The organism is Zarconia navalis LEGE 11467 (genome assembly GCF_015207075.1).
Lineage (GTDB): Bacteria > Cyanobacteriota > Cyanobacteriia > Cyanobacteriales > Geitlerinemataceae > Zarconia > Zarconia navalis.
This window is the reverse complement of sequence record NZ_JADEXN010000036.1, coordinates 1-16,794: the sequence shown is the minus strand read 5'-3', so window position 1 is coordinate 16,794 and position 16,794 is coordinate 1. Positions and strand designations below refer to the sequence as shown.

Below are 16,794 nucleotides of genomic sequence, written 5' to 3'. Positions count from 1 at the left end.
GGGTTTGACGATCGCCCCACACCCGGCAAGCAGGGCGGGAATCGCGTCAATCAGGGACAGCAGCAAGGGAAAATTCCAGGGACTGACGATACCGACGAGGGGATAGGGAACCCATTGCTGTTGCAGTTCGATGGTTGGGATGGCGGTGGGTTGGGCGGTGTCGGCCGCTAGAATTTGCGGGGTTAACCGACACCAGCTATCGAGACTGGAAATTACTCCATCGATTTCCATCACCGACTCGGACAGCCTTCCCGTATCGGCAACCAGCGCCGCGACGATTTCCTCTTTTCGCTTCAGCAGTGCCTGTTTCCACTGCTGCATCACTGCAATCCGCCCTTCGACCCCCAATTGCTGCCACGCAGGTTGGGCTTGGCGTACATTGACGCAGACTTCCCCCAATTCGTTGGCAGTAGGGGGCACTATCTCGTAGTCGGTGATTCCGGTACGGGGATTGCGAACGGGAATGGGTTGGCTCATGATGTTTCGACTCTACAACTGTGGCGGCTGCTATAACACTGTCATCGATCGCACCATCTCTAACGAAATTTGGGAGAAATACTGGCGGCGGAATTGCTCTTCGCGAACGGCTTCTAGAAATGGGTGAATCTCGATCGCCTCGTCTGGATCGGGCGAGTCGGGGGAGAAGGTGAAGGATAGCAAACCTTCATCTTGTTTGACAAAAAAGCCGATTTGTGGTAGAAATTGAAGTCCGAATTCCAGAGATCGATCGCCAATACCCAGTTTCTGACGCAGTTGCTCTAGAGTCGCTGATTTTTCGGTGCGGGCGAGAAACTTGGCAATTCCCACTAACTGCTGCCAGACCTGTTCTGGAGTCACCACTTCCGGAGGCGGGTAGCCGATGGCGATGGGAGACTCTCGAGTCCCTCCCGTCGCCTCTCGCACCCACGATCGCAATTCATCCCAACTGGCGGGACAGGTTTGAAGGACGGGGACATCGGCCGTTTGATTTTCTTGAGACGATCGCCAGTCGAGAATCTGTAGTCCGGAGTCGTCTACTTGCCCCAACTCCCCAGCATGCTGGCTCGATCGCACGGCAATCAACCGCACTTCGTAGCGACGTTTTTGGCTATGGGTATTGTAGTCCAGTTCCACGATCGCATCGCAGCGACCTGGGGGAATTTCATCTTTGTAATGACCCCACCAAATACCGGGAAACCCCTCCTCTGCCGACTCATCCCAAAGAGAGAACTCGGTTTTGATATATTTCACTTTGCGCCCTTTCGAGTCTTGGATGTTGCGATGCCAAACCCGATCGAACCAACAATTTCGAATCAGGAGTTTGGGCACCGGATTCCCCATGCCGCAGGGTTCGAGATGTTTCAACTCCCGAAATAACTCCTTTCCCAACTCCGACACCGTCACTTGCAAATCCGCCTCGACGATCGCCCCCAAAGTATATTCCCCAGCATCGATTTTCTGGCGCAACTGGCGATCGATCCCTTCCACCAACAGGGGAATATTCTCCACCGGCAAACTTAACCCCGCCGCAAAGGGGTGACCGCCAAACCGGTGCAAAAGATGACTTTGGGATTTAACGAGTTGATATAAATCTACCCCGTTGACCGATCGCGCCGAACCGACAGCAAATTGGACGGTCGATTCGTCTGCATCCTCGAAATCTGAACGATCTCGACTCAGTAAAATCGTCGGTTGTCCGTATTCTTGGGCAATCTGTCCGGCAACCAATCCCAATACTCCAGGGGCCCACTGGGGATCTTCGAGAACGATGGCGCAGGTGGTAGATAAATCCAGTCGGGAAAGCTTCTGCCGAACTTGCTGCATCACATCTCGTTGTAATTCCTGACGACGGGCGTTTGCCAGTTCCGTTTCCACGGCTAACTCGTTACAACGCCGGGTATCGCGGCTGGTGAGTAACTCGACGCAAAACGAAGCATCTCCCTGGATTCGGCTGACGGCATTAATCCGAGGGCCAAGTCCGAAGGAGATATCCGTGGGGCGATCGCCCGTTCGCTTGCACAACTCCAATAGTTTCGCCACACCGGGACGGGTGGGATTGCTGAGTTGTTGTTGCAGCTTGCCAATCCCCATCTGCGCCAGGTAGCGACAATCTCCACTCAGTTGCACCAAATCGGCAATTAGCCCGATCGCCACTAAGTCTAACAATTCCTCCAGCGGCTGTTGGGGAATAGTAGGGAAGGTGAGGTAGAGGGCTTCGACGAGTTTGTAGGCGACGGCAACACCGGAGAGGTGGAACAGAGGATGAGTTTCGGCGAGATAGCGGGGATTGACGATCGCGACAACGGGAGGGCGATCGTCTGGCAGCGTATGGTGATCGGTAACGATCGTCTCGATCCCTCGGGAGGCGGCGTAGGCGATTTCTTCGAGGTTGGTACTGCCGGTGTCGCAGGTAACGATGAGTTGGGTTCCCGCGTTCGCGAGGCGATCGATTCCCTCGCAGTTCAAACCGTGGGATTCTTTGAGGCGATTGGGGATATAGTAGTCCAGATACTGGGTATCGAAAAATTGCCCCAGTCCTTCCCACAACACCGACGTTGACGTAATTCCATCGGCATCGAAGTCGCCCCAAATCGTCACCTTCTCCCCCCGATGTCGCGCTTGCCCCAACCGTTCTACCGCCTGGTGCATTTCCGAACCGAACTCGAAGGGATCGGTGCTGGTGTAGTGTTGGGGATCGAGAAATCCTGGCAGTTTTTGGAGATTCCGCACTGCTCGATTCCACGGCAGGGTCGCCAAGTGCTCGCCGGTATCGCCCCCATAGCGTTGGACTTCGCGCAGAAATTCTTCCGGGAGTTCTACGGGCGGGACGAGTTGCCATGTGGTTTTAGAGGCGATCGCAGACAAGGCAGGCTAGGGATGGGGGGAGAGGGGGAGACAAGAGGGACGGGAAAGGGGAGAAATCGTTAAGGGTTTCGCCCCTGCTTCCGTTGCCCCCTTCGTTTGACAGAGATATTAGCGTACGTTCAAACCACCGGCACCGACAGTGGGGGCCGATCGCAACGGCGGCGCGGCAGCAGCACCGTAATTGACGCGGCAACCCAGGTTAAAGATACTCGCACCGCATTCGAGGGGGACGATTTCCCCTTTGAGCATGGCGCTACAACTGACATAGCCGTCGGCGTTGGTATCTTCGATCATGCATTCGATGGGACGAGCGTCGGCACTAGAAGACCAGACTCTCATGCCTTGTTCGGCAACCAGATGATTCCAGAAGAAATTGAGGAGAAATGCCCCCATACCAACGGTAAGGACTAAGCCGGCAATAATCCCCGCTCTCACTTTCCAGTTTGCGAACAAGTTTCTGATACTCCCTCTAATTTTTGCAATTGGACCAGACACGTTTGGGGTGGGTTCTTGTTGTGCTTCGGACATAGGAGCACCTCTTACAAATGTTAGATAAATATTGGGCAGCCAGTGACTCGGAGCTAGCGATCTCGCCCATCACTCGATTCGGATATGGCACTAGGCTTACTGTAACACTTTCCCTCGATTGGTTGTGATTTTTCGGTGTCCGTTTGCTCTTATCCATTGAAAAGGATTAAAAACTTCGAGGTGCGATTGTTTTAAAAGTATGGTCTGGAAACGATCTTTTTTTGATTAACCTTTTTAAATTCCAAAACGATCGAACCTTAAATTATTGCATTCTCGTACATCGAGTCATGCATTTAAAATTTATGAATGTTTCTGTCTCTCTCTTTTCTAAAGTCTGCTAAAGCCCTTAAATACCTAACCGCTTACTCACGAGACGCTGAAAAGATGGATCGGTTTCTTTGCCCGAGGACTCTACGACAAAAATGATGTGAATGATGTGCGACAACGCTGTCACCCATTTATTTAAGTGTTATTACGAGCACCTGTCGAGTACCAAAATCGAGAATTTATATTTTTTTACGTAAAAATACGCAAGTTGCGTAAAAACACGCAGTATAATAGTGCAGTCGAGTTGAAGCTACTCATCCATGTTGCCCCAACTGCAACTGCTACCCGATGCACTTTCTGAAATTGTCGCCTCTGTCGCCGATACGGGGACGCTAACCAAAACCGATCGCTATGGATTGATGACCGTACTGTTAGAGGAGTCTTTAGACGAAGAATCTCTTCTGGCGACCAATCGATTGCTCAGAGCGGTTTTAAAAGGACGAATTAAAGTGATGGATTAAGTCCGACTCGATTCGGGACGCTCGGAACTCACCAGGCGAGATCCCACTCGGTATGAGTTATCCACAAAAGAAGTCCAGGGGATCGATGAAGTTTGATGTTGTGCTTTCGACTCGCTTTGAATTAATAACTCATTCATATTCTCTACCGCACCTCGGATATGTTGTAAGTAATACTTTCGATCGATTTGAGTCCCGAATAATTCTTGTTCGGTCAGCAATTCTACCGACATCAAAATGGTATTGAGAGCCGTCCGAAACTCGTGAGCGATATCGGAGATCTGGGAATCTGTACTGGTATGAGAATTTATCGACTGAGGGTCGATTCGATCGGAGTTTGTCATGGGGATCTGCTAATATGAGCCGGTAATATTTGAATGCCGATGGCTTTCAGGTCAAGAGTCGTACGAAAGGGAATTGTAAAAAACGAAAATCATCAAAATTGACAAAATTCGTAATTCATTATAATAGCAAACTCACTTCGATCGAGCCACTTATTCTCAGACCCATCCCAGGGCAAACGCATCTTAACTTTTACCCAACTGACAAAGCACTCCTGTAATTGAGACGGCTCAAGCCGAGCAAACACGTGGCTTATCGTGTCGTGAGATGGGATACCGTTCGGAAGTTTAGCTGTATCCGGGGGTTCCCATCGACGTTATAATAAGTTGCCGTACAATTCGATCGAATCCGATTCGAGTTCGGTCAGGTACGTTGAATTCAGGAAACCGAGTCATGCTTGATATTTTCACGAGTCGTCCCTACTGGATTTTTCAAGATACGGTCGCGCTAGTCGTCAGCACCATTTTCTTTTGGCAAGTTTGGATTGCATGGCAAGCCATTAAAAAATAATTTCTCGATCGCCGCACCACCATCCCAAGTCCTATCCCACCCAAGAAATCGTGAGTGACTCAACAGGCAAAGTTTACCTTGTGGGAGCCGGGCCCGGCAGTGTCGATTATCTGACGGTGCGGGGAAAATACCTGATCGGTCGGGCGGATGTTTTGGTATACGATGCCCTCGCCGACGATGCTTTACTCCAATGGGCGCCCTCGAATTGCTTGCAGTTGAATGTAGGCAAACGAGGGGGACAGCCGAGTACCCCACAAGCAGAAATCGATCGACTGTTGGTGAAATATGGCCGGCAAGGCAAGCAAGTCGTACGGCTCAAAAGCGGCGACCCCTTCATCTTCGGCCGTTGCACCGGGGAAATTCAAGCCTTAATTGCAGCGAACTGTCCCTTTGAGGTGGTACCGGGGATCTCTTCGGTACTCGCAGCACCCCTGCTGGCAGGTATTCCCCTCACCGATCCCGTTCTGAGTCGCTGTTTTGCTACCCTCAGCGGTCACGATCCAGCGGCATTAGATTGGGAAGCTTTGGCGCGGATCGATACCCTGGTGGTTCTCATGGGTGGCACTCATCTCGCCACAATCCTGGGACAATTGCAACGATACGGCAGATCTCCTCAAACCCCGATCGCGATCGTGCGCTGGGCTGGGCGACCGCAACAGCAAATTTGGACGGGAACTCTCGGCGACATCCTCGCGCGCACCCAAGGCGAGTCTCTTTCCCCCTGCGCGATCGTTATTGGGGAAGTTGTAGGGTTGCGAGAGTGCTTGCAATCCCCCTATCCGATCGAATTGCCATCGATGGGCTTGGGAGAAAGGGGCGATCGATCGAGTTTCGATCGTGGAGATACCGACCACAAACCACTCATGGGGCAAACCATTCTCATTACCCGGTCGGTCGGACAATCGAGCGAATTTAGCGATCGCCTGATTTCTGCCGGGGCTACGGCAATGTCGATGCCCACCTTGGAAATCGTTCCTCCCTCCAGTTGGCAAGATTTGGATCGCAGTATCGATCGACTCGATGAATTTGATTGGTTGGTTCTCACCTCGGCTAATGGAGTCGAAGCATTCTTCGATCGCTTGTTTGTTGGGGGCAAAGATGCCCGTCACCTCGCCCACCTCAAAATTGCCGTTGTCGGCAAAAAAACCGCCCGCAGCCTCCAACAGCACGGGCTACAGCCAGATTTGATTCCCCCCAACTTTGTTGCCGATTCCTTAGTGGAAAGTTTTCCCTCATCCGTGGCGGGTCAAAGGATTTTGTTTCCGAGAGTGGAATCTGGAGGACGCGAAGTGCTAGTTCGACAATTGAACGATCGCTATGCACGGGTGGTTGAAGTTGCTGCCTACGAGTCGCGCTGTCCGAAACTCATCCCCCCAGAACCCCTTGCCGCGCTGCAACAAAACAACATCGATATTATTACCTTCGCCAGCTCCAAAACCGTCAAGTATTTTTGCCAACTCATTAAGGGTGCAGCTCGCATTTCTCTAGAAGGGGTTCGGATTGCGTCCATCGGGCCTCAAACCTCACAAACCTGTCGGGAACTGTTAGGACGAGTAGATGTGGAAGCGACAGAATACACCATGGAAGGTTTGTATCGATCGCTCTTAAAACTTCGGTAATCTTAAGTAGGGAATGGGGAACGGGGAACAGGGACTTAGACCCATCTCCGCGTCACCGCGTCTCCCCCTCTCTTCTATCGATGGTAAGTTTCCTCGGCAACCCGCTTGAGACGACGCAACTGAGCCAGCATATCCTCCTTCGTCCACCGAGCGGCAAAGCGATCGAAACCAAACTGAACGATCGGATTGGGAATTTTGAACTCGAAGCGATTGACAAGCAGAGTTCCTTCTGTCTGGGGGAAACATTCCCAGCGATCGCATCCGGTAAAGAATCCGTTGAACTGCCACACCACTAAACCCGGTTTTCGCTCGACGACTTCACTATACAAAGCAGGTTGCAAGATGGGAATTTTGATAACAAAGCGACTTTTGGCACCCATTTGGGTACTCCATTCCCCAACGGCTTCGCATCGCAAAGCCGGATTGAGCCATCGGTGCATCAATTCGAGATCCGTGAAGCATCTTTCGACGGCAGTGGAACTTGCCGCAATTTGAATGGATTGTTCGAACACTTGAAGCGGAGTCATACAGTCTCAGAACACAAAGGAAGAGTGAGGAACGAGATTCTTCCAATGTTAACAAATATGAACTCTTTGGAGAATACCCAAGCGCAATTAGGTGGCAACGGGAGTTCCGAGTTTCCCATCGGGCATGATCGTGCGGGCGAGATTCACTTGGGTAAATTTGGTTCCATCAATCTCTGCCCCGATTAGATTTGCCCCTTCGAGATCTGCCCCTTCGAGATCCGCATCGTTCAAATTTGCCCCTTTGAGCCGAGCGCCTTTCATATTCGCTCGTTCCAAACTGGCACCGTTTAAATTGGCACTGCGAAAGTTAGCACCAATTAGATGAGCGCCGCCCAGGTTTGCTTTTCTGAGTTTCGCACCGCTCAAATTCGCGCCGCCGAGGTTCGCGCCTCGCAAATCGACTTCGATAACATTAGCGCTGACTAAACTCGTGCAAGTTAAGTCAGCACCAATTAATTTTGCACCCCTGAGTCTTGCCCCAGTGAGGTTTGCGCCGCTGAGTCGAGCATCACTAAGATTTGCCCCGCTGAGGTTGACAAATAGCAGCGTTGCCCCGCTTAGATCGGCTCCCCTCAAATCGACATTTTCGAAATTCTTTTCTCCACTGGCATAGCGCTCTAGAAGCTCTTTCTCATTCATGAGCACCTCTAGCGTATTGGGAGTCTTTCAACAAAGAATTGGAGCCTCGAACCTTCATGCTTACTGTTTTAGAGCGCTTAGAAGGTCAACTCCAAAAACGCAACCTTCATCGAGTGACCCCGACAATATCCTCCAAATCGGTACCAGAGAGTTAGATTCAGACTCTTTTCGACAAATTCTTTCGATCGCTCAAAACGGTACAACCCGAACGAGCGAGCGAACTTTTGTCTTGATAGAACAACCCTGAGAACGGCGATCTACACATTTTCTGAGAATACTGACTGCAACCGCTTAAAGTGCGGTTTTAACTCACTTAATCGCTACCCGAAGAATTTGCGTTTTAGCTTTCTGTTATTAGCCGCTGATGTGCTAAGTCACGAATCAAAAGGATTTTGGAGCTGATATAATCACTCAGGATGTGAACTTCATCCCGATTTAGCGCTCTCTCCTGTTTGAACTGTTTCATCAGCCATTGTACCAGACTCGGATCGTCGAGGGTTAACAGCACGTTCGTCTGAGTGGCTTCGATCGATAACCAGAGCTGCCGCAACATTACAGGTGTCATTCAGATCTCCTTGAGAGCATTGGCGAATAACTTAATTATTATTTCCGATTCATATCCTAACTGTATTCCTTCCTACTAGAACGCGACCGGATGTAAAACGCAACAAAACTTGCATTTTTCTTAATACAAACAGCGATAAATACAAATTAACGTCGGCAAATTTTAAGATGGGGGCGGAGGGACTTGAACCCTCACGACTGTCACCAGTCAACGGATTTTCATCCTCCCACAGCTTTCGCTGCTGTCTCGATCGATCGAGACTTTGAGAATTGGACTCTCCCTTTACCCTCGGCTTGACGTTAGGGTAGCTCCCGTCGAGTCTCTGCACCTTCCAGAACAATTTTTCTGGCTTGGCTCAGGATTGCCTTGTCCGCAGTCGGATTTAGGTTTCCCTGAATTTGAGAGCATTCACTCGAAAGATTTCTCGCTCGAGGCCCAGATTTCTAAGTCCGTAGCGTCTACCATTCCGCCACGCCCCCTTAGAACGTTTGCAACTGCACCTGCAGTTGCGCCTATATATTTGACCATTATTTGGTACCTTCGCGCAACTTTTTTGCCGAAAATGCGGCAATGGGGCCATCAATACTCGTTTTTCTAGAAAAACCGACCCAGTTCCTCAAGCAAGCGGCGAACTTGCGGATCGCTCGGTCGCAGGCGTTGGGCGGCTTCTAGGGACTCGATCGCCTCGGGGTAACGCTCTAAGGAAGCCAGTACCAAACCCCGTAAAATCCAAGCCGGGACTAATTCCCCATCCAGTTGTACGGCCCGATCGAGGGCAGCCAGGGCTGTATCCGGTTCTCCCAACTCGTAAAGGGCTTTTCCTCGTCCCATCCAGGCTGGGGCAAACTCGGAGTTGACTTCCAATGCCCGATCGTAAGAGCGCAGAGCATCGTCGTAGCGGCGCAATTCTTGGGTGAGCAAGTTTCCACGCATATACCAAATGACGTGGTCGTCGGGTTGAATTTCTAAGGCTCGATCGAAGGAAACCAGCGCCCCGGAGATATCTCCCAAGGTCGAGAGAAGTGCCCCCCGATCGCGCCACGCCCAGTAAAAATCCGGTTCGATTTGCAAGGTTCGATCGAATGCCCCGATCGCCGCCCAAGGATCGTTGAGGGCATACAGGACATTTCCCCGCTGGTACCAGGCGGGATAAAAATTCTGTTGCAGGCCAATCGCTCGATCGAACGCCTCCAAAGCCGTGGGAAACTGCCGGGTGCGGTAAAGGTGATTGCCCCAGTTCGACCAATCCACCGCATTGCGACTGTCTGGTGGCGGTGCGACGGCTAAAAATGGTTCGAGGGACAGTTGTTCTTCAAATCCGATCGGGCGGGGGGTTGTTGCCGTGACTTGCCAGTTGAGGTCGATTCCCGATTGGGTCGCCACTTGCAGCATTTTGGTCGTGGGAATCCCGGCACTAAACCCCAACTTAACGCGCACTAACCCGCCTAAGTCTTCGTCGTAGAGTTCCTGTCCGTCCGCTTGTCCGTGAACGCCGACCACTCGACCTTCGAGATCGAGTACCGGACCGCCACTCATCCCTTTTTCCGTCACGTTCGTGTAAAACAGCTTATAGCCGCGATCGACGGGATTTCGGGTCACCCCCAAGGCAAAATCCCGACTGATAATCTGTCCGGCGGTAAATAGTGTTTCCCGATCGCGCGTCACCCAGCCATAGGTGAAAACAGGGCGATCGAGTTCGTCCGCGGCGTAGTTGGCTAGAGTTGCAACTTGGTACGAGCGATCGCTGGTAAACGGCAACAGCGCTAAATCCACCCCCGGCAACTTCTCGACGGTGCGGTAATCGAGCAAATGCTCGTCGCCATCTGGGGCAATAATATAGTACTCATCTTCGGTGGCAACCACGTGTTTCGCCGTCAGCACCCAATAGGTATTACCCTCGCGGGCAACGATAAATCCCGAACCGGGGTTTTGTCCGTCGATCGTGACCGAAATTTCTCGGGCGATTTGGTGAATTTCTTCGGCAGAATAAGCGTTTGCAACTTCAGCTTGCATCACGATCGCCGGTAAGCCCAGCAACAAGACCGGGAATTTTGAAAAAGCGCTCATAGTTTTACCTCAACCCGTGAAAATTCGATCGACTTTTGACCCTAACTCAGGGAAAGAGGGGAAAAGCGAACGGACAACGAACGCTGAATGGGTCAGTCAACCAGCATCTCCTCCTCTATTTTCTGAACTCCGAATTCCGAATTCCGAATTCCGAACTTCCCCTAAGTTCGGTTAGCGGTTTGCCAATTCCCGAACGTGCTGGTTCAAGTTGATATAAGTCCGAGAACCGCTTTCTTGCAGAGGACCCGCTTGTCCGACGCGCACGTCAAACAGTTGCTGGATGGTTTGAGTGGCATCTGCCCCCGGCTTCAGGGTGAACAAGACATCGGTGCAAGGGCCACCAATCTCACTGGAGACGCACACCACGGGAAGGCGATTGACATACCCAGTGGTAATGTAGTTGAGGATTCCGGCTTCATAAAACCGATTGAATCGCTCGGAAACTCGATCGCAGCGAGTTTCGGGGTCGTAACCCGAACCGGCGAAGTAGTGGGAAACCCAACGCACTAATGGTAAGTTTTTCCCTTCCGTGGAAATATAAGTAGTGGGAACGCCGTAGCCATCGTCAGCGCAGAAGAAATAGTCCTCAGGTTCGCTTTGAGCGACAGGCTCGACAACGGGATAAGATGGGTAAATTGACGGATACTCCGAAAACTCTTCGCCCTCTTCGGGAGTGTAGGGGATGTATTCTTCAGTCTGCGATCGCTCGATTTGAACGCAGACATTCTCATGGCAATACTCTTCGACACTGGTTTCTGTAGTTGGTGTATCATCCGAAATCGTGACGTCTTGTGCGAGGGCGGCAGACCCTGACATCGCGATTGCGGTGCTTGTTGCCATGACTCCAACAGTCAAAGCGGAGATCGATCGAGATAGTTTCATTAGTGTTGACACTCCTTATTTGTTTTCGCTCGAATGGTTTTGAGAAGGTTTTTTCCCAGTTTTTATAAATATATTGATGGGATATTTTCCTCTCTGAGTTAGTTTCCAAGTTCTCTTCTTTTGAATCCGGAAAAATTTAAAATCTATTTTTATCGACAAATCAAATCAGAAAATAACAATAAATATAGCGGTTCTCAATCTGTTGAAGTACAGAGTTTCTGATTTTAGGGAATGGGGAATGGGGAATGGAGAATAGAATTTGGGTGTACCTCACAAGACTGAGAATTGCTATATTAAAATATTTAGTTACAAAGCTTGAACACTTACTTTGAGGTTGATGACGTTGAAAACAAATATTTTATAATTTTTTATTCGTCCTATTTTATATTTAAATATCTATCTATTTTTTTCATTTTTTGTTTAAAAGCCTGCTTCTTGAAATCAAATAGAAAACGCGCAATCGCTCGAAAAATACGATAAAAATTGACTAAAGAGTAAAGATTAACAGCTTACAAGGTTGGGTTGGCAAGGTCAATCGAAAAACTCATTTCATAGTCGTCATACGATTGTGTTGACAAATTTAATTACAAATACTAGTTTTTAATTTTTTTTAGGACATTATATTTAAACGCTGAAATACAATCGATCGTTAAACCCATCAACTGATGGTTTGATAGAAATGCTTGACGATATCCAATCCAAGTGGCACGCAATAACTGGGTTGAAATATAAAGTCCAACCCATACAGCTCAATCAGTTCGTTAGGTTCTCAACAGTATGCTGCTAGAACTCGATCGAAAGCAATTTTTAGAGACCTTCATTTTCAGCTCGAAACCCTCACTAAAATGCAGCCCGATCGACAAATTTGCAGCTCGGATGTCTGTCAACTCAAAATTGACAGGTAGCGCCAGCAAGCGCGAGCGTATTTTGATTTCACCTGATGTATCTAACTGTCAACAAAAATTTGACAGATCGAGAGTGCGATCGCGAAAATTATCTGTCGATTGTTTTCTAGCTAGCTCCTTCAACTCAGTCGATCTCAAATGAGACTTTCCGATGCAGAAAGAATCGAAGAAGGTAGTCCCATCCGCGTTGGGGCCAAACTCGCTTGCGTCCCGTTTTTTTGGCAATCCACTGTGCAACCTTCGGTCCCGACCAGCGTCCCCCATCCGGTGCGGGACGTTGTAGAGCCAAAGCGAGTTCTGCCTGTTGTTCGGGAGTCAGAAGAGAGCGAGAAGAAGCTCGTCGCATCTTACTGCGATTGAGCGCCGAATCTGGACCTTCGTGATTGTAACGCCGGACAATTTGTTTGGCGTAATCGTAATTGAGATCGACCACTTGAGCGGCTTGTTTGATCGTCCAGTCCTGGGCGATCAAATACAAAAGATGCCATCGTCTGGCTTCAGTGGTGTCTTTGACATGTCGGTAGCGAGACTTTAGCTCGTCAACCGTTAAATGTGGTCTTAGGTGCGCTTTTGGAGGCATACCTCACCCCGAGAATGTGAACGCTTACAACATTGGAAAAAATTGGAATATCCCATGGATTTCGATCGCAGAATCTCTGCTTAACCCAGGAGATAGTAAGGATTGGCAACACCGTAATAGGTGTAATGGTGCCCGTCGCCATAGGCATAGGCACTCTGGTTCGAGTTGGGATAATAGTTCGTGCTTTGGTAGCCATAGTTCGAGTAGCCTCTCCAACCTGTATATCCCGAACAGCGAGCGCCATTAACGGTGGCGGCTTCGTCTTCAGATAAATCCGAAAATAGCGACGGATTCGATTGTGGTTTTTGGATCTTGTTCATGATGCCTGTGCGATAATAAACTCATTGCAGAGCAATTTTTGGGAAAGTAGGAGAACCAAGACTCATTCAATCGTTCTTAATTCTCCTGAAGACCCCACCCATAGAAAGTTTGGATTCGGACTATGGGTGTGACTCCAACCCAGGGAGAGAGGGCAGAGCGGCTAGGATGTTACTAGTCCTCTGTCCGAACTCCACCCTTACTGGTTGATGGTGACATCTTCAATCTCTTCTCCAGCAACCACGAGGCGCACGTTCACGTTTTGAGTCACGTTTGTCGTTCCACCGCGATAGCCGCCTTGACCTTGGCCGTAGCCGTAGCCATAGCCTTGACCGTAGCTGACATAACGAGGACGGTAGTAGTAGTAGCCGTGAGCGCCATTGACGGTAGCGGCTTCCTCGGTGGTGAGTTCGGTGAAAAGATTGTTTCTTTGAGAAATCTGCATGGTGTAATTTACTCCATATTCGTGAGTTAAATTTGCGTGTCTTGTGCTCTAACCGATCGGTAAAAGCTATATCCATCTTTCGGGAGAAACGAATAAAATCCGGAGAATTTGCAATCTAAATTTTTGCTGGTTTTCGCAACAACTATTTCTGATGCACAAAGCAGAGCGATCGCAGCTCTGTTGAATAAATATAAAAGGTATAGTCTGAGTTTTTTTTGTTCGATTAACAAATTATGCTCGCTCTATTTCTATAGAACGAACGAGTTAAATCAATCGACGATCTCGATTGAAGTCTGCTGTTTTAGGGGGATATTGAGGATGCAACCCTAGCCTACAGGTTAACACCTGCATTAAACTTGAACTCAGACCAGAGTCTGACTTAGATGACCCTTATCAATATAATTCTTCTAGTCAATATATCCTATTTCTTCAAAAGAAGTGGTTTAGATCGGGATAAATTTAATTAATATATGTTTAATCTAGAGGTCGATACTCGGGCTTGCTTTGTCTAATATGTCGTACCTCGATCGCATCTCCCCAGTATTCTAGGTTTTTCCATCTTTCTTTGGGGTCGATAAAATTAGATAGCGTTAATCTTCTACGATCGAAAATCCCGATCTCTATACCCTTTTAAAGCCCTTACGAGGAAAAATAATTTATGCTCTTCGCAAGGACTTCAAGGGTTAATTAAAAAAGGTATTGCACCCGGATCGGACGAGAAGGATTATGACTGAACCCGTCTAGCTAACGAAATGGTACGAACCTCGTTGAAGATTCGGGATTAATAGCAACCACCACGGTAACCACCACCATAGCCATAGCTGCTGTAGCTGTAGCCGTAGTTAACGGGACGATTCCAACGGCTGTAACCACGACCGTAGCCATAGGAGGAAGGACGGTAGCCACCATAGCCGTAGTAAGAAGAATGGGCCCCATTGACGGTAGAAGACTCTTCTGTTGTCAATTCGGTAAACAGTTGAGTTTTGTCGTTTGTATTCATCTCGAACTCCTTGTGAGTGAGTGCAATTCGTGAACTTTATGAATCGTGTGATTCGATTGGCTTTCACCCAGTTAATGGGGACAAGCTCTATTAACTATTCCTGATTTTGTAGATACGATCCGGAGGCTATCTTGAATATTATTTCAGGAATTTTTTTGTTTTTTAGAGTTTTCAATGTCGAATCCTCTTTCATTGTATGAGTTCTAGAAAGTTTCACATTATTCCAACAAAAAAACTTTTATTTTAAAAATGGTAATTTCTTATATTTTAAAGTTCAAGAAATGACGTTCTTTATTTCTGTTTTGCGCAAACAAAATTTCAAAAAAATATACTCGACTCTGTTGTTTATGTCGCTCGTATTTTTTGTCTAATTATTTTACATACGAATAAAAAATGATATGCAATAGCATAATTTTTTCGGGTATGCTGTTCGATAGGGGGATTTTAAACGGAAATCGGATATACGACTAAGGTGATAGACTTTGTGCACAAAAATCTCCATCACACTGGTTTTGATAAGTAGGGGTAGTGCCCCTTGTCTACCCCGTGCGGTTGCTAGCCCAATATTTTTACTATTTTGATTCGATCGGATTTTAGTTATATCTCAGAAGTCAAAACCCGATCGATTTAACTTTAAATATTAATTCAGATTAAAAAAATATTTTTATTCGAGCGCTCTAACATCGTTAATAAACCGCTTTTAAAAATTATCATAAAGGTTGATAAGCAAGGAAATAGTTACAATATAAAGACGAAAAATCTAAAAACATATAAGCTTAGCTAGAATGAATTAACATCAGATACGATCGGTTTGATGAAATGAATTATGTTTTAATACCGTCAATTTGTAAAAACAGGAGATTTTATAGCAATCATTAGATTAATGAAGTACACCCAAATTCTATTCCCTATTCTCCGTTTCTCATTCCCTCACACCAGAAACTTTGTACCTCATGAGTGTGAGAACCGCTATAGATACTTTAAATATTCTCAAAACAATAGATAACCTCCCTTTCCTCTCTCTGGTAGGGAGATTTAAAAATCTCATTTTCCGAGTCGAGCTAAATAGGAAAAGGGAGGTCTACAAGCAGGACGATCTAGTAAACTAGAGTCCATTTTTAAAGACTAGCAATTAAACGGCTTTGGGATTAGTAGCAGCCATAGCCGTACCCGCGACGGCCACCGTAGTAAGAACGACGGTAGGGGCGATAGTAGGACACCGTGCGATAACCGTAACCGTAACCGTAACCATAGCTAGAACGATAGCCATGAGAACCATTGACCGTTGCAGCTTCTTCCGTTGTCAAATCGGCAAACATTTCGCCAGACTGAGCCGTCGGCATAGCTGTCCCTTCGACGGTTGTTGACTTGGGATCTGTTAGTTGCATAGTAGACTCCATATTTATGTCAAGGAAATCGATCGCACAGATCGATTTGAAATGGCGAATTCAGATTGTTTCTAAACCCGTTACTCCATAAATCTTCAATCTCCGAAAAAATCCGGATACTTTGACAAGAAGTTTGTAAAAACGTGATAGCAACACCCATCAAAATTTGCCATCATGTCGAATCAATTCGGATCGGATCCCCCATTCCTTCAAACCGAAGAATTTCTACCTCCTGTCAGTCGTTGGGCAAGCATCGGGGGACTTCTGGTGGTGGGAGTATTGGGGGCTGTGGTGGTTCTGTCTGCCCTGGTCAAATATGATGTGACCGTTAAAGCCAGCGGGCGCGTCCGTCCTCAATGGGAATTGCAACTCATCCAAGCCCGAACTGATGGCATCGTCAGCAGCATTGAAGTAACAGAGCACCAAGAGGTAGAAGTGGGAGAAGTCTTCGCCTATTTGGAAACAGGCGAAACGCCCCAAATTCGGACTCTGCAAACCCAGCAGCAGCAACGATTAGCAAATGTGGAAATGTATCGAACCCAATTGGGGGAAGTACAAGTTCGGGTTGAAGATTTGCGATCGCAAATTTTGCAAAAATCGGAATGGATTGCCATTGCCGGTTCCACTGGGGTACAAAATGAAACAAACTCCAACTACACCGTTGCTTTAGCCCTGGACAAACTGACTCGATCTTCCCCTCTCGATGCCGAAGAATTGCAAAAACAGTGGCAGGATTTGGTCAAGCAACAAACCCAACTCGAACGTCAAATTCAGTACGAAGCAACAGCCTTAATTGAAATCGAAACCCAGCTAGAAGACGGGGCGCTGGAAATTCCCGCCGATGGAACCA

At 48.1% G+C, this 16,794-nt stretch carries 17 protein-coding genes and 1 pseudogene; 3 read left to right on the top strand and 15 right to left on the bottom strand.

All coding sequences use genetic code 11. From position 1 onward, the window contains the following. The 3 genes from IQ235_RS03490 to IQ235_RS03480 form a co-directional block, all read right to left on the bottom strand. The coding region (locus tag IQ235_RS03490) for an aldehyde dehydrogenase family protein (RefSeq protein ID WP_264320107.1) at positions 1-477 on the bottom strand (477 nt) is incomplete at its 3' end. Between the two features lie 30 nt (positions 478-507). Next, positions 508-2,844: a single-stranded-DNA-specific exonuclease RecJ gene (recJ, locus tag IQ235_RS03485; RefSeq protein ID WP_405196634.1), complete on the bottom strand. Its 2,337-nt coding sequence runs from the start codon at positions 2,842-2,844 to the stop codon at positions 508-510. Positions 2,845-2,952: 108 nt separating this feature from the next. Further along, positions 2,953-3,372: a hypothetical protein gene (locus IQ235_RS03480; RefSeq protein WP_264320106.1), complete on the bottom strand. Its 420-nt coding sequence runs from the start codon at positions 3,370-3,372 to the stop codon at positions 2,953-2,955. A gap of 587 nt (positions 3,373-3,959) precedes the next feature. Here IQ235_RS03480 and IQ235_RS03475 point away from each other — a divergent pair. Then, positions 3,960-4,160: a hypothetical protein gene (locus IQ235_RS03475; RefSeq protein WP_264320105.1), complete on the top strand. Its 201-nt coding sequence runs from the start codon at positions 3,960-3,962 to the stop codon at positions 4,158-4,160. On the opposite strand, the gene IQ235_RS03470 is transcribed toward IQ235_RS03475, so the two are convergent. Beyond that, positions 4,157-4,501: a histidine kinase dimerization/phospho-acceptor domain-containing protein gene (locus tag IQ235_RS03470; RefSeq protein ID WP_264320104.1), complete on the bottom strand. Its 345-nt coding sequence runs from the start codon at positions 4,499-4,501 to the stop codon at positions 4,157-4,159. The genes IQ235_RS03475 and IQ235_RS03470 overlap by 4 nt on opposite strands. Positions 4,502-4,689: 188 nt before the next feature. Next, a pseudogene (locus IQ235_RS03465) lies at positions 4,690-4,785 on the bottom strand (transposase family protein); the annotation flags it as partial. A gap of 274 nt (positions 4,786-5,059) precedes the next feature. Here IQ235_RS03465 and cobA point away from each other — a divergent pair. Then, the gene (gene cobA, locus IQ235_RS03460) at positions 5,060-6,628 is read left to right on the top strand and encodes a uroporphyrinogen-III C-methyltransferase (protein WP_264320103.1); all 1,569 of its coding nucleotides are present in this window, start codon (positions 5,060-5,062) and stop codon (positions 6,626-6,628) included. Between the two features lie 74 nt (positions 6,629-6,702). Here the strand turns inward: cobA and IQ235_RS03455 are convergent, their stop codons facing one another. From IQ235_RS03455 to IQ235_RS03410, 10 genes are all read right to left on the bottom strand, one after another. Continuing rightward, positions 6,703-7,155, bottom strand: coding sequence for an SRPBCC family protein (locus tag IQ235_RS03455; protein WP_264320102.1), 453 nt, complete (start codon positions 7,153-7,155; stop codon positions 6,703-6,705). 87 nt (positions 7,156-7,242) lie between these two features. Continuing rightward, positions 7,243-7,794: a pentapeptide repeat-containing protein gene (locus tag IQ235_RS03450; protein WP_264320101.1), complete on the bottom strand. Its 552-nt coding sequence runs from the start codon at positions 7,792-7,794 to the stop codon at positions 7,243-7,245. 340 nt (positions 7,795-8,134) lie between these two features. Next, positions 8,135-8,359: a hypothetical protein gene (locus IQ235_RS03445; RefSeq protein WP_264320100.1), complete on the bottom strand. Its 225-nt coding sequence runs from the start codon at positions 8,357-8,359 to the stop codon at positions 8,135-8,137. A 594-nt stretch (positions 8,360-8,953) separates the two neighbouring features. Further along, a complete protein-coding gene (locus tag IQ235_RS03440) occupies positions 8,954-10,426 on the bottom strand; it encodes a tetratricopeptide repeat-containing S1 family peptidase (protein ID WP_264320099.1) in 1,473 nt (490 codons plus the stop codon). A gap of 171 nt (positions 10,427-10,597) precedes the next feature. Beyond that, positions 10,598-11,308, bottom strand: a complete 711-nt coding sequence (locus tag IQ235_RS03435; RefSeq protein WP_264320098.1) for a COP23 domain-containing protein — start codon at positions 11,306-11,308, stop codon at positions 10,598-10,600. 1,029 nt (positions 11,309-12,337) lie between these two features. After that, positions 12,338-12,793, bottom strand: a complete 456-nt coding sequence (locus IQ235_RS03430) for a helix-turn-helix domain-containing protein (protein ID WP_264320097.1) — start codon at positions 12,791-12,793, stop codon at positions 12,338-12,340. Between the two features lie 80 nt (positions 12,794-12,873). Continuing rightward, positions 12,874-13,113, bottom strand: coding sequence for a hypothetical protein (locus IQ235_RS03425; protein WP_264320096.1), 240 nt, complete (start codon positions 13,111-13,113; stop codon positions 12,874-12,876). Positions 13,114-13,310: 197 nt separating this feature from the next. After that, positions 13,311-13,556 (bottom strand): hypothetical protein, encoded by a 246-nt coding sequence (locus IQ235_RS03420; RefSeq protein ID WP_264320095.1) that lies wholly within the window; start codon positions 13,554-13,556, stop codon positions 13,311-13,313. Between the two features lie 781 nt (positions 13,557-14,337). Beyond that, a complete protein-coding gene (locus IQ235_RS03415) occupies positions 14,338-14,556 on the bottom strand; it encodes a hypothetical protein (protein ID WP_264320094.1) in 219 nt (72 codons plus the stop codon). A 1,148-nt stretch (positions 14,557-15,704) separates the two neighbouring features. Next, positions 15,705-15,944: a hypothetical protein gene (locus IQ235_RS03410; protein WP_264320093.1), complete on the bottom strand. Its 240-nt coding sequence runs from the start codon at positions 15,942-15,944 to the stop codon at positions 15,705-15,707. A gap of 174 nt (positions 15,945-16,118) precedes the next feature. Here IQ235_RS03410 and IQ235_RS03405 point away from each other — a divergent pair. Further along, positions 16,119-16,794 (top strand): HlyD family secretion protein (locus tag IQ235_RS03405; RefSeq protein WP_502652427.1); only part of this gene is annotated, 676 nt, incomplete at its 3' end.